Here is a 21,347-nt window from a genome sequence, read left to right on the forward strand (position 1 = left end):
GTTGCTGTCAAAGTTGAGTCTTTCACGATGGATGGCTTGCTCACCCTCAAATAGACAGCACATGTTGCAGACTATTTATATAAAAGACAATGAAGTGTAGCATTGAAGGTTTAATATTTTACCGACCGGTAAGTAAACATCTATTGGGGGTGTTATTCATGGGTATTGTAGAAAGCATGAAAGCTTCTATGCTGAGACAGGCAGGGAAGTATGTGGGTTCAGTTGTCAGAAATTCTTCNNACTGAAAATATTGGAAGGCTTTTTGGTACTGTCGCCACTTTGACAAAGGAACCGACGAAGAGCGGTCTGAAGAAACTCACTCAGATGGCCAAGGAAGAGCATCCGATGATCGTTTCCTGGCAGAATGTCTTCAAGAGATCCAGTCCTAAGGCCGTCGAAAAGGCTATGACAAATCTCGTTGTAAATGAGTTCGCATTAGGCGAGAAGATTAGACAGGAGAAGATGCTGGAGCACGAGGTTGTTATTCCTAAGCTTCTAGTAATAAGTCCAACTTACGCTTGTAATCTCAACTGTGTCGGCTGTTATGCCGGTCTTTACGGAAGAAAGTATCAGCTCTCCAAGGAAGAGGTCAGTTCGATCATCCGGCAGGCAAACGAGCTTGGGATTTACTTCTTTATCATCACCGGAGGCGAACCATTCGTCTGGCCGCATCTTCTAGAGATTTTCGAGGAGTTCAACGACTCGTATTTCCAGGTCTACACAAATGGAACGCTCATAACGAAGGAAGTCGCGAAGAAGCTTGGCGAACTTGGCAATGCGACCTTTGCCGTATCAGTGGAAGGTTTCGAAGGCGAAACTGACTGGAGACGCGGACGAGGTACCTTCAACAAGATCAAGCAAGCATGGGAAATCCTGCGAGAAGCAGGAGTAATCTACGGTACTTCTGTCACAGCGACAAGACTCAACCACGAAGTTATGATGAAGGACGAGTTCTGGCAGTTCCTGAAGGACGAGGGCGTTTCTTATGCCTGGGTATTCCAGTTCATGCCAGTCGGTATGAATCCTTCTATGGACCTTGTCCCTACGCCGGAACAGAGATATGAGAGATTCTTCAAGACCGAGCAAGAGAGGCTCGGTGGAGACTTCGCATTCGTTGCAGACTTCTGGAATCACGGATTCCTTACGAATGGCTGTCTGGCCGCCGGCGCAAAGTATCTTCACGTAAATGCAAAGGGTTACGTTGAACCTTGTGTCTTCCAGCAGTTTGCGGTTGACAGTATAAGAGAAAAGAGTCTTCTGGAGATTTTGAAGTCTCCATTCTTCACGGCATACAAGAGAATGGTGCCTTACAGCAATAATCTCTTCAGACCCTGTCCGATTATTGACAATCCGAAAGTCCTCAGAGCCATGGTGAACAAGTTCAATGCGATCCCACAGCACGATGGAAGTGAAAACGTTGTCACAGAGCTTGCCGGACAGTTGGATGAGCTTGCAGCCGGTTGGAAGGAATACGCCGACAAACTCTACTATGAGGAAGGCTTTGCCGAGACCCANNCCGGCCCACAGAGGGGTTTACGATTTTGATGTTAGAATGAGAAAGTACGCTAACAACGAAGAGAAGCTTGCTATAGACAAAAAACCTTGAGGGGACGGTGGATCCGGTGCGAGCGAATTTGTCTTCTAGAGAGAGGATTATAAAAGCCGCCCGGAAGGCCTTTGCGGAAAGAGGTCACGACGGCGTAAGCATGTCTGAGATTGCCCAGATGGCAAGTGTGAAGAAGGCCCTGATCTACTACTACTTTCCCAGTAAAGAGGACCTGTTTTACGAAGTCTGGCAATACTCGATCAACGAACTTGAAGATCATGTCTTTTCGGAAACAAGAAATGAGAGTATCTACGTTTCGAAGCTGAAGAGAATTCTGAGATCGTATATTGATTTCATCACAAGCAAGAATGAGATCAAGAAGATCATGGATCAGGAGAGGGCAAACCTCAGCCGAGAAGATAATGAATCCTGGAAAAGAGTGAGAGATAGGTACCAGATCTTGAAGGAAAAACTGTCTTCGGCAATAAACGATGCCAAGACCGCACATGAGATTTCCAAAGACGTAGATCCCGATAGCGCAGCAGACCTCATATTGAATGGTTTCAGTGTAACGGAAGACCCTAACGGGCTAGAAAGCATACGAGAGATAATCTGGAGGGGCCTGGTTAGCAACTCCGGTGAATGAACCCGACAAAAAATGAGAGGGACTCTGTCCCTCTCATTTTTTCATCCCCCTTCTTTTGAAGTCAAGAACCTCTCTAAATTTTGAATATCTCTCCTCAAACTTTTTTCCAGAGATCTTAAGAAACTGAAGATAAAGCATGTCTACAATCATCAGCTGAACGATCCGAGTGACCAATCCGCCTTCTGGAAATACCAGTTTGGAATAGTAGCTTTCCAGGTTCACTTTGGAGTAACCACTGAGCATGGATCTAGCAGGCGTTATAGTGATCACTGATACACCGGACTTCTGCGAAAATCTCAGCGCATCAATAAGATCTGCGGAAGTCCCTGCACTCGAAATGGCAACTATTACCGAGTCACTTTCCAGCGTGTACGCAGAAATCATCTGCTCGTAGCCATTCTCAATCAACTTAACTCTCTTCCCGCTCTGAAGCATCTTGAGATAGAGATCATGACCGGCAAGCGCATCGAAACCAAAGGCGTAAATATCAACTATCTGCGCTTCCGCTAGTAGTCGCGCCGCAGCTTCAACATCGTCCTCGTTCAGGCGCGAATATGCCTCGCGAATCGTCGATGACACGAGTTGATCATATGCCTCAAGATCCTCGATCATTACGGAGGATTTCTCTCTTTGAACAAGTAAGTTGAGCTCGCTTGCGATCGTCAGTCTCAGTTGCGTATAACCGGAGAATCCGAGCTTCTTCGCCGCCTTGATTATCATTGAGGGAGCTACCTCCAGTCTTCTCGCCAGATCTTTAACGGGAAGGTCAAGAGCCTCCTCCGGATGACTTATTACGAAAGAGGCAATCCTCTCTTCGGTTTCTGTGAGATGATGAAGCGCTTCATTGTATGATTGAAGAAGGCTACTCATTCTTCGGTGAAGGAGCCTCGCTGTCTTTGAGTACTTCAAACCATTTCGCAAGCTCCGCGCGAATCTCAGTAGGAACATTGGATAGGAAATAAGGATCGTCGTGTGTATAATCAATCATTCCTTCTGCAATGCCGACCCTCTCGGAACTCCCGAATAGTAGCTCCCCTGCCTTGGCCTTCGCAATAGTCTCGCTAACAAGGCGGTCGATATGCTTCAGAAAGCTTGCAAGTATTACCTTCGGGTTCAATGGTATAAGGTTGGAGTCAACGGTGATCACGTATCTACCCCTAACCGACGCCTCTTCAATGACTCCAACACCACTGCCGCCCGCTATTGAAAGAATTATGTCTGCCCCTGCATCAAACTGCTTAGCTGCAAGTTCTCTTCCTCTTGATGGGTCGGACCAGCTGCCTACAACACCAAAAAGAACCTTAGCCGAGGGATTCACCGTTACAACACCAAGTTCAAAATAGGGTCTCATTATGTTCGTCATGGCAGGATAGGTGTCTCCTGCTATCAATCCCACAACGTTCTCTTCGTTCGCACCCGGCAAATCGCTTGATGTAACAAGTCCAGCGAAGATACCGGCAAGAAAGGTCATCTCGCTATCTCTGAAGGCTGCAGAGTAAGTGTTTGGTAGTGGCTCCTCAATGATTCCGTCCAGTAACGCAAATTTCTGATTCGGAAACATCTGGGCTACTCGCATAACACTTGCCGGCATTCCTTCGGTAAAAGTCATAAGAAGATCGTACTTGCCGAGAGCTGCGAGGCTGACCAACATCGATTCCCATTTTGATTGATTGTAACCGCCTTCGACAATCTTGATCTCGATCTCGTCGGAAGCCATTCCGAGGGCGCCTTTCTGAACGAGCTCATATATGGCGTTCCCGCCAATCTCGCCCGTGATCAAGATCCCAACACTGAATTTCGATGCGGCTAGTGCCGCGCTAATCAGAAGAAGCAACAACAAGAATATTCTTCTCATAATCTCACGCTCCATTTTTCCCACTCAATACGATTATAGTCGTGGTGAATGAAATTCTCAAGAGCGTGAATAATATTCTTGAATCGAATTACATAGTGGAAGATGAACTTGGAGTAGGCTTCTTCATTACGAAACCTTCATACTGGTTTATATTCTGATCCAGGAGTCTGACCACTTCAGAGGAATCAACAAGCCAATGAAGCGAGAAGTCCTCTACGAGCTCAGCGACTTGAACTCTTATTTCTTCCAGATCCTGGCCTGCCATATAAGAATGGTAGGCATATGACCACACGTGAGGAGTTCTTGGACTGGACGATCTTATCTTGCCGAGATCCTCCGCAGCGAGAGCAGAGTAGACCTCTGAATACTCTCCGGGGCTGTCAACTTGCCAGCCAACTTCGCTCCAACTGAAGAAACGCTTGAAGACCGACAACTCGGTAGCTTCATGAGCCTTAACCATGTGATCATCGATGACCACAAGCTCAGCAACTCCGTCACCGTCGAGGTCGACAACATTGTCTACCTTCATAGGGTCAACTGCAACTGCGAGAGAGTACACTTTGGAGTCGATGACAGTAATGTAGAATGCTCCTAGCGGAGTAGAATAATCACCCGTCAGAAACCTGAATATCGTGGTCTTTTCACCATGGTAGGGAACATCGTTGACAATAACCGGTGTCATTATTGTCTTCCCCGCTAGAGTTCCCACTACGATCCCTTCCTTGTAGAACGTAACCACATCTGGGATACCCATAACAGGATCGCCAGACTGGAATTCGAACGTGATTCTACCCGGAAGGAGCCCATCGTAACATTTCTCGTATACCCATAATGCAGTACTCTCGAGAGTCTCCGTGTTCAGTGAAGTCGCGCTTGCTGTAACAATGGCCGTAGGCAACTCAGTAATAGCGTCTGTGCTTACCGGAACCGAAGGGATTGCGATAGAAGGTGCAAGTTCTTCTGCAGGGTCCTCGTCAAAGAAACCATCAAGTTTGAATAAGTCATCAAAAGAATCCATGGCAAGAATCTCCCTCGCCAGATCTTCGAAATAGGTAGTTACTGTAGCATCAGAAGAGTCTGTAGAATCGCTGCTCCCCGCCAGACTAGTAATCGTTATAAGGACGAACAACACAAAAAATAAATAGCGAAAAAATGGCATTCTCATACTGACAAATCACCCACATCGCAATTATACGCTATTTTCGGAAACACGAGGCCAGCGGTTTGAAGAGAAGGCCTGAGGGAGCGGAATTTCTTGATTAGAGTGCGTGAAGCTGTATCGGCTAGTCATTATGGATATCGGATAACTTTAATGATTTCTTTAACCCCACGGGCTCTTACACCGCGCTTCTTTTGGAATTCACCAGCTGACAGGCTAGTTTCTTCCGATTATTCGACCACGGTGGTAAAAGAACCCGTGGTTTTTTGCTTTTTTTGTTCAAATTACTAGACTAATCGGAGGTAAATGATTACTGGTGAAGTAACTAACGTTCAGAAAGGAATAATAGAAGTGCTCTCTGATACAGGGGATTACTTTCGGTGTCTTCTAAGGGGTAAGCTACTGAGAAAAGAGAGGACCGAGAAGAATGTAGTCACCGTCGGAGACAAGGTCGTTTTCGGAACTCTTCAGAGAGAGCGAGGTGTTATTACAGAGGTTCTTCCAAGAAAAAAGTGTCTCGTGCGAAGAGGTGCAGGAAAAAGAGGGAGGCACTTGGATCAGGTGATCGCGGCCAACGTGGATCAGGTCTTCATCGTTGTAGCAGTAAAGGATCCTCCTTACCGCAAGAGCTTGATCGAAAGATACATCACTGCGGCGAGAGGACCCGATCTAGATGTCATGATCGTCTTTAACAAAGCCGACCTTGGTATCGATAAAGAGACAGCCGCGGATATTCGAAATTATCGAGAATTGGGTTATCGGGTTTTTCTTACAAGCATTATCACCGGTGAAGGCCTTGAAGAAGTTACTTCAAGTCTGAAAGGCAAATCTTCTGTGCTTGCTGGTAGTTCTGGTGTCGGAAAGTCTTCACTAGTAAACGCAATTTGTATGACCGAAGTCAATACTGGCGAGGTAAGTAATTCTACTCATAAGGGAAAGCACACGACAACCTCATCTCAAGTACACCTTCTTCAAGATGGCGGAAAATTGATCGATGTTCCCGAAATGAGAGAGTCTGCAATCAGTGGAACGGAAGGGCTTGACGAAGTCTTTGAGGATATCGCCGAACTCTTTGCCAAGTGCAGGTTCAGAGACTGCACTCACACTGTCGAGCCAGGATGTGCCGTTCGGGAGGCTGTGACAAACGGAATTCTTGATGAGAGAAGACTGCGAAACTACTCGAAGATGAAGAAGGAATCGTGTGGCTCTTGATTCCGAACTAAATGGAGGAGTACAGATAGTTGTTGAATAAAGCCTAGTTATTCAAGTGATCGGGCCATAATTGCTTTTTAGCAATAGGTTCTAACGCTTGCTCCTTTTGCTCACTGCTAAATTGGCAGGCCCTGCTTGAAAGAGGCAAAGGATGCGTAAAGACATCTCAAGTCCTTCCCGGAACTCCGTTTCTTACAAGCGCATAGTGAATTGAGAATGCGGTGGTACGGCTGGCATTCTTTTCGTTTTTTCCCTTGTTTAGTGGTCTTCTGATTCCTTCTGTAAAAGTTGAATCTAGTTCACTAGACTAGGATCGGCTTAAAAGAGAAACCCCCACACTCTTAAAAGTGTGGGGGCAAGCAGTCAACTTCCATAATCGTCTCGCATCGGTGCAATGATCAAATGACGCGATGTATTGCGTTGGTGGAGGCGGCGAGAGTCGAACTCGCGTCCGAAACCAAATTCCTTGAAGGCTCTCCGAGCGCAGCCTGTGATCATCGTCAACAGTCAAGACTTCACAGGCAGAGTCCGACTGTCCAAGCTCCTATATGTCCCCGAGAATTCGGAGCAGATCCACGGGTAAGGTCCGATTTTCTGACGCCCTTCATAGCCCACCAGACCAAAAAGCTATTCGGACGGCTACTTATTAATTAAGCAGCAAGTGCAAATTCGTTATTGGCATTTCTGCTTGTCCGGTTTTTTGACGCGGCTCCGGGACCTCGGCTCGCTCCTTCAAGTTCATTGACCCCGTCGAAACCGTTTCGCCCCCAATGATAAGTATATCATCGGTCCGTTTGGTTGTCAGTGAGACCGTGCTTTTCAAGCTTATAGTATAGACTCCTTATGCTTATCCCGAGTTCGTTTGAGGCCTTTGTTTTATTCCAGCTGCATTTGTCGAGCACAGCCTTTATGACCTCTCTTTCATAGCCATCCATTAGCACGGAGAGTTTTCCCTCCGGGAGTTGACTACGCTTTTCGTGATTTTCAAAGACTCCCTTTATGTGAGTAACCTTTATTACCTTCTCATCCAGCTCCATACTTATCATGGCTCTGCCGATGACATTCTCCAACTCTCTAACATTTCCCGGCCAATCGTGCTTTTTAAAGATAGAGATAACGGCCGGATCGATGGCGGTTACCACTCTTCCATACTCCTGATTTAACCTCATTACAATCAGCCTGGCTACTTCGGGAATGTCTTCGGGGTGTTCCTTCAAGGCGGGGATTACAATAGGGACGACATTCAGGCGATAATAGAGATCGGGGAGAAAGTTGCCTTCCGCAACGAGTTTCTCAAGGCTGACATTTGTCGCCGCAATGACTCTCACATCCAGCTTGACCGTTTCGTTTCCACCAACAGGCTTTATCTCTTTGTCCTGAAGAAACTTCAGGAATTTGGACTGAACCGAAAGACTCATTTTCGCGACTTCATCTAGAAAGACGGTTCCTTTGTCTGCCTCTTGAAGCAGACCTTTCTTTCCACCACGGCGGGCGCCTGTGAAAGCTCCTTCAACATAGCCAAACAGCTCGGATTCAAGAAGGCTTTCAGGTAATGCGGCACAGTTGACACTTATGAAGCTTGCGTCCTTCCTATCACTAGAATTATGAATGGCGTGAGCAAAGAGCTCCTTTCCCGTTCCGCTCTGGCCATTAAGCAAGACCGTCGCCCTTGTTGTCGATACTTTTCGTGCCTGGTCTATTGCTACCTGCATTAGTTTCGAGGACCCCGCTATGTCGTCGAAGGTGTACTTGGCCTTCACGTAACGAAGAAGCCTTCGAGTGTCCTCCAGTTCCCTGGCGAGCCTTTCGATTTCAGATATGTCGTGAATCACGCCAACGCTACCCTGAAATTGTCCCTTAACAAAGAGCGGCGTCACGTTTACTACCACTTCTTTCCTGTTTGGCCCTACCTTGAGTCTTGCATTGTATATTGGTTTTCTCGTCCTGGCTACTTCAAGATGGAGAGATGAACCCTCTGCTATGTCCACGGTGGCCATCTTTCCAACAACATAGTCCGGGCTCATCCCGGTTATCCTGGTGTAAGCTTTGTTGACAAGAACAATCTTTCCCTTTTCATCCGCAACGGAAATCGCGTCATATATTGCATCTATGATTGAGGTAAGAAGCGCTTCCATTTCCTTGTGGTTAATTACCTCTTCGGCCATTCTCTCTACATTCGTTATGTCGCGAAAGACGGCCATAGCAGCGTGTACTTCTCCCTTCGCATTAACGATTGGGAATCTCGATGTTACTATGGTCTTCTCTTCAAGATACTGAATTCTGTTCAGTTCTGTTTTTCCGGTCTTCAGCACTATGTGAAGCCTGGTGTTCGGAATAGTCTCCCGTACAGGAGCTCCGACTGCTTCTTCGCCGTCTACACCCAGAATATCGACCGCCTCATCGTTTATGAAAGCAATTGTCTCGTCTGAATCGACGACAATAATCCCCTCGATAAGTGAATTCAGTATCTTCTCGAAAAGCTCTCTTTCCATCACTCACCCGCTTTCGGGTTCACGCCACCTTCGGGATATATGTTCCTGAAGAGCCTTACGAAGTCCTCAACATCCAGTTCTTCAGCCCTAACGTCAAGCCCGATTTCGGAAGCCTTTAGAAGGCTCTCGGGAGAATCTACGAGGCCCTTCAGGTTGTTCTTGAGCTTCTTGCGCCTTTGAGAAAAACACTGCCTGACGAAGCCTCTGTAGGGATCTCTTCTTTCTCTTTCAATCGGCGGTTCATCCAAGAGCGAAAGCTCAATGACCATGGAATCGACTTCAGGCTGAGGGATAAACTCCTTTCGCGAAACCTGGAAAAGCTCGCTCACACTTGCAAATGTATTGACGTTCACCGTCAGTATACCGTATTCCTTCGTTCGCGGTGTTGCGATCAGTCTGTCTGCATATTCTTTCTGAACCATTAGCACGGCTTTGACGAAATCCGGCCCTTCAAACATGATTCTTTCTATAATCGGAGAGGTTATGTAGTACGGGATATTAGCGACATAAGCGGCCGGTTCCGGCAGCGACGATAGATCTGCCTTGAGGAAATCCTCGTATCGCAAAGTGCACTTTTCTCCTTCAAGTCTTTTGTTTCCCTCGACAAACCTCGTGTCGATCTCAAAACCGATCACGGTATACCCCAATTCCAGTAAGATTGAAGTGAGCGAGCCTGATCCAACACCAATCTCAACTATGGTCAAAGAAGGATCCAGTGAGGCCGACTCAACGATTCTCCTGGATATCTTTGCAGATTTGAGAAAGTTCTGTCCAAGCGCCCTGTTCAGTCTTATGTTTATCGATCGTTCTCCCATCTCGCCTCCATTTCAGATAGGTTCTGAAGAAAGTGCTCTACCTAAGGAAAAACCCGTCGGAAAGACGGGTGTTTTTCTGGCGGAGAGAGTGGGATTTGAACCCACGGACGAGTTGTGCTCGTCATACGCTCTCCAGGCGTACGCCTTCGACCGCTCGGCCATCTCTCCAACAGTGCAATTATATAGATCATACTTTAAGTTGTCAACGAGATTCTGTGGTAAACTAAACCATAGGTATAGAAATGTTTATATTTGGGGGTGGTTTGATGAAGAAGCTATTCGGAACCGATGGGATAAGGGGTGTTATTAACGAAGAGCTTACGCCCGAACTTGCCATGAAGCTTGGCAACGCAATTGGAAGATACTACCTTGGAAAGTACAACAGGTTTATCATAGCTAAAGATACGAGAAACTCCGGTGACCTTCTAGAAAGCGCAATGGCTGCCGGCGCGGCCTCAGCGGGTATGAACGTTGAATTTGCAGGGGTTATCCCTACTCCCGCGCTAGCATATATCACCAAGAAGGAACAGACGCTAGGCGCAGTTATTTCCGCTTCTCACAACCCCGCTGTATATAATGGAATAAAGGTACTGGCCAAAGGAATGAAGATTTCAGACGAGGACGAGGTTGAGATAGAGAACCTGATTATCGATACCCCGTATCATTACACGGTCTACTCCGGAGTGGGCAAGACGAGGCAAGTAGATCATTACAAAGATGAGTACGTCGATTATGTGGTTAGTCTTTACAAGAATCAAAGACTTCTCAAGGACGGGATAGTTGTTGACGGCGCAAATGGCTCGATTTCTACAGTAATATCTATGGTATACGAAAGCCTAGGTATAGGTGCGGAGTTACGAGGGATCGATCCAAACGGATTGAACATAAACGACCAGTGTGGTTCGCTATTTCCTGAGTTCCTAGGAAAATCGCTGAGTTTGGGGCAGGTCGGTGTTCTATTCGACGGCGATGCCGACAGATGTCTCTTCGTTCTTCCTGGCTCGAAGTTGATTGACGGCGATATGTTGATGGCTCTGAATTCGAGAAAGATGGTCGAACAGGGAAGGCTGAAAGGAAATAGAGTCGTTGCGACGGTCATGTCTAATCTGGGCTTTGAGAAGTATCTCACTTCCAGAGACATCTTGCTGGATAGAACCAGAGTAGGCGACAAGTACGTTCTGGAAAGAATGCTGAAAACCGGAGTCATCCTTGGCGGAGAGCAATCCGGACATATCATCTTCCTAGATAGAAGCACGACGGGGGACGGGCTTATAACTTCTCTCGAAACACTGAATTCTCTTGAAGAACTTGGCGAAACACTTGATGAGTTCGTTCAGTCTTTTCCTGTTTATCCTCAGCTGCTTCGGAACGTCCCTGTTACCGACAAAAAGGCAATCATGGAAAACGCAAGGCTGAAGGACAGGCTTGAAGAACTCAAGACCAGAAACGACTTGCGGATAGTTCTAAGACCTTCGGGAACCGAATCGTACGTAAGAGTAATGGTGGAGGGTATTGAGCAGTTGGAAGTAGAACAAATCTGCCATGAGTTAGAAGAGCTTGTACAGGAGTGTAATGATGGATAGGTATATATATGTTAGAGGCGCCAGGGTACACAATCTGAAGAATGTAAACGTAGCTATCCCCAAGAACTCTTTAACAATCATTACGGGGCTTTCCGGCTCGGGAAAATCGTCGCTTGCTCTCGACACTATCTATGCAGAGGGACAGAGAAGGTATCTTGAATCTCTTTCCACATATGCAAGACAGTTTCTTGGGGAGATGAAGAAGCCGGATGTCGAGAGTATCGAAGGCCTTTCTCCGGCTATCGCTATTGAACAGAAGACCGTCAGTCATAACCCCAGATCTACAGTCGGAACGGTTACAGAGATACATGATTATCTCAGGGTGCTTTACGCAAGAGTAGGAGTTCCTCACTGCCCATCGTGCGGGCGCGAGGTTCAGAAGCAAAGTCTCGATGAGATTGTCGAGGGAGTTCTGAAGGATTACGGTGAAGAGGACAGAATAGCCATATATGCTCCCGTTGCAAACGAGAAGAAGGGAGAGTTCAAGAAGGAGCTCGAAGCTCTCAGAAAGAAAGGGTTCGTCAGGGTGGAGATTGACGGTGAGACATATGATCTTGAGGAAGAGTTGAAACTGGACAAGAATAAGAGGCACACGATAAACCTTGTTGTTGATAGACTTAGGGTAGACGCGGAAAACGCCTCAAGACTTGCTGACAGTATTGAAATGGCTCTTCATGAGGGCGATGGCTTTGTGGAAGTGGGCCTGGTTGATTCAGAAGAGAGAAAGGTCTTCAGCGAGAATTTCGCGTGCCCTGACTGCGGTATAAGCTTGCCGGAAATCTCGCCGAAGATCTTTTCGTTCAATAATCCATTCGGTGCCTGTCCAAAGTGTCACGGTTTGGGCTATACGATGGAGTTCTCGAAAGATCTTGTTGTTGATGAAAACCTCACCGTTCTCAAGGGAGCGGTAAAGACGATGTCCAACAACAGGGACAGTTTCAACCTGAAGATGATTGTGAGAGTAATAGAGTCTCTCGGAGACGACCCTGCAAAACCTTTCAAGGATCTACGAGAGGACATCAAGGAAGCCATCCTTTTCGGAACCAGCAGAGACATCTCCATGAAGTATCATTCCGATCGCCTGACATATGAGCTGAAGAGACCGTATGAAGGAGTTATAAACAACCTCAATAGAAGATATCAGGAAACTCAATCTGAAGACATGCGTTACTGGATGGAGAGCAACTTCATGGTACAGCAAGGCTGCACTCAATGTAATGGCCAGCGTTTGAGACCCGAGGCTCTCGCCGTAACTCTAGGAAATCTGAACATTGCCAGTCTATCGGAAATGACAATCCAGGAGATCTACGACTTCATGAGAGAGATCAGATTGACTGATTATCAGCGCGAGATCGTTGGGGAACTCCTCAGAGAGATAGAGAAGCGGCTCAAATTCCTTGTTGATGTGGGGCTTGATTACATCACGCTATCTAGATACGCTATGACGCTTTCCGGCGGCGAATCGCAAAGAATCAGACTCGCGACTCAAATAGGCTCCGGGCTTACCGGCGTAACCTATGTTCTTGATGAGCCGACAATCGGCTTGCACTCTAGAGACAACGACAGGCTTATAAAGACTCTGAAGAATCTCAGAGATCTAGGAAACACTGTTATAGTTGTGGAGCACGATGAAGAAGTCATAAGGAGTTCTGACTATATTGTGGACGTAGGGCCTGGAGCGGGCGTTCATGGGGGAGAGATAGTCTACCAGGGGACCACCCAGGCGTTGCTCGGCAATCCGCCTGATCGTTCTCTCACCGGCAAGTATCTTAATGGCGAGCTTTCCGTTCCCAGATTCGAAGTGCCCGTTAACGCAAACGGAAAGCATCTTACCGTCAAACACGCCACAAAAAACAATCTCAAGGGCATCGATGTTTCATTCCCGTTAGGCAAGTTCATAACGGTAACCGGTGTTTCAGGGAGCGGCAAAAGCTCTCTGGTAATGGATACCGTTTATCCATCACTTAAGAGTGTTCTTGGAGGATCGAACTCTACCGGTGAGAAGCTAGCGGAACTAGAGGGATGGGAAGAAGTTGACAATGTCATTGTCATAGATCAGAACCCCATCGGAAGAACTCCAAGATCGAACCCCGCAACTTATTCCGGGCTTTTCGATCATGTTAGGGATCTCTTTGCAAAGACTCAAGAGTCAAGAGCGAGAGGCTACAGCAAGGGACGTTTTTCCTTCAATGTGAAAGGCGGGCGATGCGAAGCCTGTCAGGGCCACGGGCTGTTGAAAATCGAAATGCAATTCCTCCCCGATGTCTATGTCGAGTGCGATGTATGTAAGGGAAGAAGATACAACAAGGAGACATTGGAGATACGCTACAGAGGGAAGACGATATCTGATGTTCTTAACATGACCGTAGAGGAAGCCTCTGATTTCTTCGAGCGAATCCCAATGTTGAACAGAATTCTCTCACTTCTGAATGATGTAGGTCTGGGATATGTACGCCTCGGACAACCGGCCACTACCCTTTCCGGAGGAGAGGCACAGAGGATTAAGCTCGCCTCTGAGTTGAAGAAGAAATCCACCGGCAAGACCTTCTACATCCTTGATGAACCTACTACCGGATTGCACTTCGATGACGTTGCCAAGCTTGTTCGAGTACTGAAGCGACTCGTCGAAATGGGCAATACAGTGGTAGTTGTTGAGCACAACATTGACGTGGTGAAGAATGCAGATCACATAATAGATCTCGGACCTGAAGGCGGGGCGCACGGCGGAGAAATAGTGGTTTGCGGGACGCCAGAAGAGGTTGCCGAATATAGACAGAGTCACACCGGTTACTATCTCAAGAAGCAGCTCTCGCAGCTTGAAACGTTTTGATACTGAGCCGATGTTCCTCGGCGCCTTGCGTCAACAGACTGGTTTCTAAATTCCCGCCTTCTCGTGAGCGTAGCAAACGTCTCGACAATGCTCTTTCTCNNTGCTCTTGGACGGTCAACGGAGGCCTGTTCTCATGTGGTACGGGGTTAGTCGTCGGTGATTATTCCAACTCTTCTGAAAGGAATCGCAGACAATAGACTCCATACAATAAGATAAGGCATAATTGAATAGGGTTAGATGACCAGTCTTGTAGACGTGTCGTGGCCCCTGGTGACAATTGATCCTGAACAGTATGGCCAAGCATTGCCTGGAGGTTGAGCGTTGGAGATAACGGTTGCTGAAGGAAGCGGCATCGAGCTCCTGTTGTTTTTATTCAGAGTGAATAATCATGAGAAAATGGCCCATAACGATGGTGAGTCATATGAACAGCTTTCGGAGTTGGTCTTCAATGCGCGACTTTCGATCTCTCGCAAATCTCTTGAGTGGCTCGGAAAGTTCTTCAGCTGGGAGGGGNNTCCTGGGTCTCAGGATAGTCCCTTACCTGTTTATGGATGGTTCGCCCTCTCCTTCAGATCTTGTCGCGATTATCAGAAAGACTTCGCCCGAAAGACTCCTTTCTATGTTTCTTTGCGATGATTTCGAGAGTCCTGGAGAGCCCACAGATGTTTTCGTGAAATCTCTCGAGGAAGATGAAAGACGTGCTCTTGGGTACGTTTCTTCTATCTCTAATCTTCCTTCCTCAGATAGATACGAAGCGTTGGAGATGCTTCAACACCAGGCTGAAACTGCTGGGTCTTTCGTCGAATTGCTTGAATATGCCAGGAGCAAGCTGGATTCTTTTCGGGGATTTGAGGAAATCATCCATAGTTCAGCAAATCTCGTCAATGAGAACCTGAATAGTCTCGGAAGCAGCTTCATTCCATTTCTACTGGGTATCGAAACCAAGTCGTTGTCAGTAGAGAGAATTAGGCTCTACATCTCGGCGTCACTCGGAGGTTCGGTGATTAAAATCGATGTTCCCGAAAGAAATGCGATTATCTCACTTGCAGGCGTCGACAGAATAAGCAGGAGGAGTCTTCTGTTTGAGACGGGAAGCGGTGCCAGTCTGGCCGGTGCCATGGCTGAACGGAAATCGCTCGATCTTCTTCATCTTCTTCTGCAGTCAAGACAAAGTGTCTCCAGTATTCTTGAATTATGCGACCTGCATCCCCATGAGGCGATCGATATCCTTGCGGCACTTTCTAGGCAGGGATTGGTAATTCCCGAGATTCAAGATAAGAACCTTGTCTTCCGGACAGAAGAAGGAATCGTGGACGACGCTCTTGAAGAAATTCGGAGCCAGATAATCGGAAAAGCGGGCGAGTAACGCCCGCTACAAAAGTGTCTTTGCTAGAAAATCAGAGGAAACTGAAAAGAGTTCTTCTATCCAATCAATTCTCTGATACTTGTGATTCGCTCCCTCAACCGTATGGAGCTTCAATCCTCTGTCGAAGGCATACTTCTTGACAGGAAGATATGGTACTGATTCATCGTCGGATCCGTGAACTATGAGAAGATCTCCGTCATAGCTTTTCAATTCTTCCGAAGCGTCGACACTACGACCGTCGTCGAAGAAGATAGATCCGAGTTTCAATCCGAGTACGTCCTTATAATCTTCGGCAGACTCGAAAGTGTAATCTTTGCGGTTGAAGAACTCCTGGTTCATTATGACGGGAGACCAGAGAAGAAGGGCTTTTATTTCAGGGTGCCTGCCAGCAAACAGTGAGCCGACCATCCCACCTAAGCTGTAGCCTACGACACCCAGTCTGTCCGAACACCATTCCCGTGACCGGACGAATGAGTAGACCTCTTCCGCATCCCTCAGCTCTGTGAGCGGTGACATCTCGCTGAATTCTCCTTCGCTATCTCCTGAGCCCCTGAAGTCGAATCTTACGGTAGCTATCCCCTTCTCGACCAATCTCCTCGATAATCGAGGGAATTTGAACGTTGACACGATGTGTTCGCCTGTAAATCCGTGAAACATAAGGACCGTAGGAAAGCTTTTCCCTGTTACTGGGCGCTCTACAATTCCGAATATCCTTTTTCCCTTCTCGCCGAGTGTGAAACTCTCCAAAATAGACAAATCAATCCCTCACTTCATCTCAGACCCAGTTTGAACTCGATGTACCCTTTTGTTCCTTCATCTATTGAGGCCTTTCCAGTCGCCTCGTCCCAAGTAAGTATTACGACTCCGCCGCCGTTCTCGATTTCCAGATTTCCTGTACTCGTTCCAGATACTGACCTGCCGCCATTTTCAAGTTCAACCACCCATGGCAGTTTCTCGAAAAGCAACTTGTAGCTCTCTATAGATGAGTGAGTGATCTCCTTTTTTGCAAGGACAATGACCAGCAATCCTCCATTTTCCACGTAATCAACAATGAAATCGATCTGTTTCTCTGAGATCTCCATAAAGTCCTTCATGAAAGTATCTGAATCAGGCAAGGGAAGAATCAGCACCTGACCGCTGAAAGTAGTTTTCTCCGTCAACTCCCCAATTACTGGTCTCACTTCACCCCCGAGTTCCAGAAAGAACTGCGTCAAAGGCTTCAATTCAGTCACAAAGTAGTTCTCGTGAGAAGTATCCAGGTGCGCTAAGAAGCTTACGAAATCAACGTTGATTCTGAATGCAAGTTCACCGTCAACGAAGAAGTCTAGGGCCGCTTCTTCCGTTTCAAGAGTCTCAGTTATTTCCGCACAAGTCATAGAAGAGACTTCATAGTCCTTATCCAAAATAGTCTTCTCTCCGCTCTTCACTTCAACGGAAATCAGTTGATCCTCTCGAAGAGAGTTGATGAGGTCGAAGCCGATTTCAAATGGAAGCCCCTTCACCGGCTTTGGACTGATTGTTCTCGCATTCAGAAGATATTTGTTAGTGCTGCTTTGAAACCAAATTGGCGAAGAGACGATTTCGTTCCCATCGATTTGGTCGATCTTTACGAAATACCAGTTGTATGAGAGCGGGTTATCAACGTTCAGTTCTATGATCCACTCATCACCGGAAACGTCAAGTTCAACGACTCCATTGTTGCTGTATACTGCGGCCCTTCTTACAGGTTCCCCGGGATCGCTATACTCAACACGCAGAGTTGCCCTATGAATGTCGTACAGAATGTCGCCCATCTTTGCCACTTCAGTGACGAATGCTATGTAGGCGTTTCTATCTTCTGTGGCGTAGATGTTTCTTGTCTTGAGAGCTTCGTAAACCTTATCCGTAGTCAACTCATCAATAACGAACGCAGTTCTTGCGTCATTAACAGTAGCCCACTGCCTTTGATGATTGTCTTGATTGGCAGAGGCTCCCACGTGCCAACCCCGATTCAGTGCTCGCTGATATCTTTCGAAATACTCTTCCTTAATCACATTGTTCGAATTGGACCCTGCCCCGTTTCCTACTTCAATAGTGTTTATATAAAGATCAACTTTAGGAAAGTATTCGAAATCGAAGAAATCACCGTACTTCCTTCCAGGGTGGCAGAATTGAGCAGTTGCCTCTCTATCCACTATCCACTGATAAATATCGTAAAGGTCTGTAGTGCTTCTATCAATCCATTCCGATGTGTTGTAGATCGTTATATGACCGCGACTTGTCAATGTCCATTCAAAGCCAGATATGGCGATGAACTCACCTTCCACGGTGTACTTCTTTGCCATCTCAATAATCCTATCCAGCTTCCACGAACCATCTGTCAATTTGTAGTTTAGATCGTGGTCATGGTCGGTTATTGCCTGTATGTCAACAACACCGGAATTTCTTGCGTGTTCGAAGGCTTCTTCTGGAGTACCTTGACCGTCAGAATACGAAGTGTGTGCGTGGATGTTTCCAAAGAAAACTTGACCAAAGATAAGTGTGGCGGCAACGAGGAAAACAATTACCAGAAACTTCTTCATAACATCACCTCTAAAAAAGAGGGCAGCCAACGCTGCCCTCAGCATGTTCACAATGGATCAAAAGTAGTAGTCGTCGAGTACGTACTGAGCTTCTTTATGTAGATTCTTCAGAATTGCATCAACGTCTTTTGTCGGGTTAGACATTGCATCTTCCCAGGCAGAAGTTATCATTGCATGTACTTCTGGATATGGTCCATACCAAGGTCTCCTAACAGCGCTGTCTCTCAGCTGTTGATAAGTGAGAGCAAATCTTGGATCGTCTGTCATGATCTTCTGAATCTCCGGAGACTCGAAGGCAGAGATTCTGCTGGTCATGTAACCCGTGGCCAGTGACCATCTCTTCGTATTCTCAGTAGCAGTGAGGAATTTCAGGAACTCCCAAGCTGCATCCTTCTCTGCCTGAGGTCTTGCGGAGAACATAAAGACATTGGCTCCACCGATCGGAACAACTTCCTTAACCTGACTGGGCATCGTAGTTGCGCCAAGATCAAACTTTGCGTTCTGTATAAGATAACCAAGACTACCGGTTGAACGGACTACCATCGCGATTCTTCCAGACAAGTCTAGTTCATTTCCGCCGCTAACTCCGAATATGAATATTCCTTCCCTAACTCCCTTCTGGAAGAAATTCCATGCCGCAACTGTCTCCGGAGAGTAAATAAGCATTTCTCTTCCGTCTTCCGAGATGATCTGCCCACCGAACTGCCAGATGTAGGCTTCGAGAAGCCAGTCGTCAATTCCAAATCTGTAACCGAAGATATCTTCGCCCAACGTCTTTATCTGCTTGGCGGCGGCATAGACCTCTGTCCAGGTCTTTGGAGGATTGTCTGGATCAAGGCCCGCCTGTCTGAAGAGATCCCTGTTGATGTACATCAACGGGGTGCTGCAGTTCAACGGGAACCCAAGCAATCCCTGTTCATAGGTATTTGCCTGGATGAATCTCGGCCAGAAATCGTCGAGTGTTGCAGCAAATTCTGGATCTCTTTCGATGAAGTAATTGAGATCCTGGAATACACCTCCATCAACAAACTGACCTATCCTTGCCTGCTCAATCTGTGCAAGATTTGGAACGTCACCAGCTACCATGGCTGCAAGAAGCTTCTGCATGGTATCCTGGTAATTTCCCGTGTAAACAGCCTCAACCTCAATCTCTCCCTTATGCAGTTCATTGAACTCCGCTGCAATATCCAGGAGTGTCTGGGAGTATATGCCCGTCTGGGCATACCACATTGTTACCTTCACCGGTGCAGCGAATCCTATCGCAGCAACGGCTACTAGAAGTGCGATTAGAAATGTTCTTTTCATAAAAAAACCTCCCCTTTCGAAATTTGGGTCACTCTTTCAACCCCGAAATACTTATACCTTCCACAAACTGCTTTTGAACAAAGAAGAACATGACTATAATCGGAATTACAGCCGTCGTGGAGGCCGCCATTCGCAGTGTCCACTGAGTCTCCCAACCGCTAACAAACTGGGAAATACCAACTTGAATCATCTGCTTCTTTGCATCATTGATTACTATCAACGGCCACATGTATTCATTCCAGTGTGCAAGAAATGTGTATAAAGCCATAGTATAGAGAGCCGGCTTAGATAACGGCAGTATAATCCTCACAAAAATCTTCATTCTGCTTGCTCCATCTATGATTGCTGCCTCTTCAAGTTCTCTTGGAATACCCATGAAGAATTGACGCAATAGAAATATCCCAAAGGCCGAACTCATAAACGGAACAATGAGCGCCAGGTACTTATCGATGAAACCGAATTGTTTGACTAACACATAAAGTGGAACCATGGTAACTTCAGGCGGTACCATTAGAGTTCCGATCAAGATCATGAAAACGATATTGGCTCCTCTGAACTTTATCCTGGCTAGCCCGTAAGCCGCAAGCGAGTTAAAGATCAACTGGAGGAACATTACAGTAAGAGCTACAAAGAGCGTGTTCCCAATATATCTGGCAAGTGGAATGAGTTCAAAAGCCTTCACGAAATTCCGCAAGTCGAAGATTGTCGGCAGAAAGCTTGGCGGAATCGAAAAAGCGGCATCTTCCGTTTTGAACGAGGTAACAAGCATCCAGAAGAAAGGAAGATTGATGATTACCGCTACAAAAACGATCGCTGCGTAGACAATTAGCCTTATCGGCAGGGCAGGTTTTCTTCTCATTGATAATGCACCCTCCTTTTGCTCAGCCTAAACTGCAACAGGGTGAGTATGATCATCATAGCAAACATAACAACAGCAATCGCCGATGCGTATCCGAATTTCAGATAACGGAATGCATTCTCATACAGATAATAGGTAATAACCTGTGTGCTCTTCGCCGGTCCTCCGCTCGTCATAACAGAAACGGAGACGAACACCCTGAACGAAGCGATGAACTGCATAATGAAAACGAACAGAGTCGTCGGCGATAAAAGAGGGAGCGTGATCCTCCTGAATTTGCTCCACGCAGTAGCTCCGTCTATCTCAGCCGCTTCGTAGTAGCTTCTTGGTATAGTCTGCAACCCGGCGAGGAAGAGAACCATGTTATAACCTATACGCTTCCAGACACCGACGATTATCAATGCAAGAAGCGAATAATTCGGATCACTTAACCATTTGATGTTCTTTATACCAAAGAAAGACAGGAAATAGTTAATTAACCCGAAATTCGGCTCATACAGCCAACCCCATATTACTGCAGCAGCGGCCATTGAAGTGATAACCGGAATGTAGAAGAGCGTCCTGAAGATTCCTCTTCCCTTTATCCATTCAATATTGAGAAGAGCTGCCAGTAAGAGCCCAATGATAACCGAAGGAATGACCGTACCAAGAATGTAGATGCCTGTTACACTCATGGAGTTCCAGAAGTCGGCCGACGAAAAAAGTCTTTCATAGTTCTGAAATCCTACATACCTCATTGGCCTAATCATGTTCCAGCTAAAGAAAGAGACATAGAAAGCCCACACAAGTGGCAAATAAATGAATATCACCTGAACTACCAACGCTGGTAAGACAGTTGCCCAGCCGGTAAGCGCTTCCCGAGTTCGGCGCCGCAAATACATCACCCCACTGTTCCGAATATGAAAGAAACTGCTGCACGAAACTATGACTAACAAACATCAGGGAAAGATCACTCAAAATAAAAAAAGCCGCAACCTCATAACTGGCACGACTTTCTCATCATCTCTGTCACGCTGGAATAAGTTTAGCATAATAACAAGAGCAAAATCAACTCTTCGATATGCATCACAAATAATCTACTTGAAAAGGGTAACGATGCATCAAAAATGAAACTACTC

Annotated in this window: 14 protein-coding genes, 1 tRNA gene, 1 other RNA gene and 1 pseudogene; 5 read left to right on the top strand and 12 right to left on the bottom strand. The window is 46.6% G+C overall.

Annotated features, from left to right (window positions below):
* The first annotated feature begins 158 nt into the window (after positions 1-158).
* Both B3157_RS09880 and B3157_RS09885 read left to right on the top strand, forming a co-directional pair.
* A pseudogene (locus B3157_RS09880) lies at positions 159-1,606 on the top strand (radical SAM protein).
* Positions 1,607-1,622: 16 nt separating this feature from the next.
* Positions 1,623-2,192, top strand: a complete 570-nt coding sequence (locus tag B3157_RS09885; protein ID WP_099829547.1) for a TetR/AcrR family transcriptional regulator — start codon at positions 1,623-1,625, stop codon at positions 2,190-2,192.
* A gap of 33 nt (positions 2,193-2,225) precedes the next feature.
* Here the strand turns inward: B3157_RS09885 and B3157_RS09890 are convergent, their stop codons facing one another.
* The 3 genes from B3157_RS09890 to B3157_RS09900 form a co-directional block, all read right to left on the bottom strand.
* On the bottom strand, positions 2,226-3,062 hold the full coding sequence (locus tag B3157_RS09890) for a MurR/RpiR family transcriptional regulator (protein WP_292590309.1): 837 nt from the start codon (positions 3,060-3,062) through the stop codon (positions 2,226-2,228).
* Complete coding sequence (locus B3157_RS09895) at positions 3,055-4,047, bottom strand: BMP family ABC transporter substrate-binding protein (protein WP_292590310.1); 993 nt, start codon at positions 4,045-4,047, stop codon at positions 3,055-3,057. The genes B3157_RS09890 and B3157_RS09895 overlap by 8 nt, the downstream gene beginning before the upstream one ends.
* A gap of 88 nt (positions 4,048-4,135) precedes the next feature.
* Entirely contained in the window at positions 4,136-5,065 is a 930-nt protein-coding gene (locus B3157_RS09900; protein ID WP_292590311.1) for a hypothetical protein, read from the bottom strand.
* Between the two features lie 447 nt (positions 5,066-5,512).
* Between B3157_RS09900 and rsgA the strand changes: the two genes are divergently transcribed.
* Entirely contained in the window at positions 5,513-6,418 is a 906-nt protein-coding gene (gene rsgA / locus B3157_RS09905; protein WP_292590312.1) for a ribosome small subunit-dependent GTPase A, read from the top strand.
* A 421-nt stretch (positions 6,419-6,839) separates the two neighbouring features.
* On the opposite strand, the gene ssrA is transcribed toward rsgA, so the two are convergent.
* The 4 genes from ssrA to B3157_RS09925 all read right to left on the bottom strand — a co-directional run bounded on the left by ssrA (position 6,840) and on the right by B3157_RS09925 (position 9,893).
* Positions 6,840-7,187: a transfer-messenger RNA gene (gene ssrA, locus B3157_RS09910) on the bottom strand.
* 13 nt (positions 7,188-7,200) lie between these two features.
* Positions 7,201-8,910: a sigma-54 interaction domain-containing protein gene (locus B3157_RS09915; RefSeq protein ID WP_292590314.1), complete on the bottom strand. Its 1,710-nt coding sequence runs from the start codon at positions 8,908-8,910 to the stop codon at positions 7,201-7,203.
* Positions 8,910-9,725 (bottom strand): 16S rRNA (adenine(1518)-N(6)/adenine(1519)-N(6))-dimethyltransferase RsmA, encoded by an 816-nt coding sequence (gene rsmA / locus B3157_RS09920; protein ID WP_214060791.1) that lies wholly within the window; start codon positions 9,723-9,725, stop codon positions 8,910-8,912. The genes B3157_RS09915 and rsmA overlap by 1 nt, the downstream gene beginning before the upstream one ends.
* 77 nt (positions 9,726-9,802) lie before the next feature.
* Positions 9,803-9,893: transfer RNA gene (locus tag B3157_RS09925), tRNA-Ser, on the bottom strand.
* Positions 9,894-9,991: 98 nt separating this feature from the next.
* On the opposite strand from B3157_RS09925, the gene B3157_RS09930 reads away from it, so the two are divergent.
* Positions 9,992-11,308, top strand: a complete 1,317-nt coding sequence (locus tag B3157_RS09930; RefSeq protein ID WP_292590315.1) for a phosphoglucosamine mutase — start codon at positions 9,992-9,994, stop codon at positions 11,306-11,308.
* Positions 11,301-14,138 carry an excinuclease ABC subunit UvrA gene (uvrA, locus tag B3157_RS09935; protein WP_099829458.1) on the top strand — a complete coding sequence of 946 codons (2,838 nt, stop codon included), beginning with the start codon at positions 11,301-11,303 and terminating at the stop codon, positions 14,136-14,138. Before B3157_RS09930 ends, uvrA begins: the two co-directional genes overlap by 8 nt.
* A 1,372-nt stretch (positions 14,139-15,510) precedes the next feature.
* Here uvrA and B3157_RS09940 read toward each other — a convergent pair.
* The 5 genes from B3157_RS09940 to B3157_RS09960 are packed head-to-tail and all read right to left on the bottom strand — an operon-like array spanning position 15,511 to position 21,038.
* The gene (locus B3157_RS09940) at positions 15,511-16,260 is read right to left on the bottom strand and encodes an alpha/beta hydrolase family protein (RefSeq protein ID WP_214060348.1); all 750 of its coding nucleotides are present in this window, start codon (positions 16,258-16,260) and stop codon (positions 15,511-15,513) included.
* A 14-nt stretch (positions 16,261-16,274) separates the two neighbouring features.
* Complete coding sequence (locus B3157_RS09945) at positions 16,275-18,065, bottom strand: CehA/McbA family metallohydrolase (protein ID WP_292590316.1); 1,791 nt, start codon at positions 18,063-18,065, stop codon at positions 16,275-16,277.
* Between the two features lie 57 nt (positions 18,066-18,122).
* Positions 18,123-19,370, bottom strand: a complete 1,248-nt coding sequence (locus tag B3157_RS09950; RefSeq protein ID WP_292590317.1) for an ABC transporter substrate-binding protein — start codon at positions 19,368-19,370, stop codon at positions 18,123-18,125.
* A 28-nt stretch (positions 19,371-19,398) separates the two neighbouring features.
* A complete protein-coding gene (locus tag B3157_RS09955; RefSeq protein WP_214061023.1) occupies positions 19,399-20,229 on the bottom strand; it encodes a carbohydrate ABC transporter permease in 831 nt (276 codons plus the stop codon).
* A complete protein-coding gene (locus tag B3157_RS09960; RefSeq protein WP_180979919.1) occupies positions 20,226-21,038 on the bottom strand; it encodes a carbohydrate ABC transporter permease in 813 nt (270 codons plus the stop codon). The genes B3157_RS09955 and B3157_RS09960 overlap by 4 nt, the downstream gene beginning before the upstream one ends.
* Positions 21,039-21,347 lie beyond the last annotated feature (309 nt).

It is taken from the genome of Mesotoga sp. UBA5557 (assembly GCF_002425715.1).
Taxonomy (GTDB): domain Bacteria; phylum Thermotogota; class Thermotogae; order Petrotogales; family Kosmotogaceae; genus Mesotoga.

Bases quoted from the DNA above. Each gene is read 5' to 3' on its own strand.
- B3157_RS09890 (WP_292590309.1), bottom strand. From the start codon at position 3,062: ATGAGTAGCCTTCTTCAATCATACAATGAAGCGCTTCATCATCTCACA.
- B3157_RS09895 (WP_292590310.1), bottom strand. From the start codon at position 4,047: ATGAGAAGAATATTCTTGTTGTTGCTTCTTCTGATTAGCGCGGCACTA.
- B3157_RS09900 (WP_292590311.1), bottom strand. From the start codon at position 5,065: ATGGATTCTTTTGATGACTTATTCAAACTTGATGGTTTCTTTGACGAG.
- rsgA (WP_292590312.1), top strand. From the start codon at position 5,513: ATGATTACTGGTGAAGTAACTAACGTTCAGAAAGGAATAATAGAAGTG.
- B3157_RS09915 (WP_292590314.1), bottom strand. From the start codon at position 8,910: ATGGAAAGAGAGCTTTTCGAGAAGATACTGAATTCACTTATCGAGGGG.
- rsmA (WP_214060791.1), bottom strand. From the start codon at position 9,725: ATGGGAGAACGATCGATAAACATAAGACTGAACAGGGCGCTTGGACAG.
- B3157_RS09930 (WP_292590315.1), top strand. From the start codon at position 9,992: ATGAAGAAGCTATTCGGAACCGATGGGATAAGGGGTGTTATTAACGAA.
- uvrA (WP_099829458.1), top strand. From the start codon at position 11,301: ATGGATAGGTATATATATGTTAGAGGCGCCAGGGTACACAATCTGAAG.
- B3157_RS09945 (WP_292590316.1), bottom strand. From the start codon at position 18,065: ATGAAGAAGTTTCTGGTAATTGTTTTCCTCGTTGCCGCCACACTTATC.
- B3157_RS09950 (WP_292590317.1), bottom strand. From the start codon at position 19,370: ATGAAAAGAACATTTCTAATCGCACTTCTAGTAGCCGTTGCTGCGATA.
- B3157_RS09955 (WP_214061023.1), bottom strand. From the start codon at position 20,229: ATGAGAAGAAAACCTGCCCTGCCGATAAGGCTAATTGTCTACGCAGCG.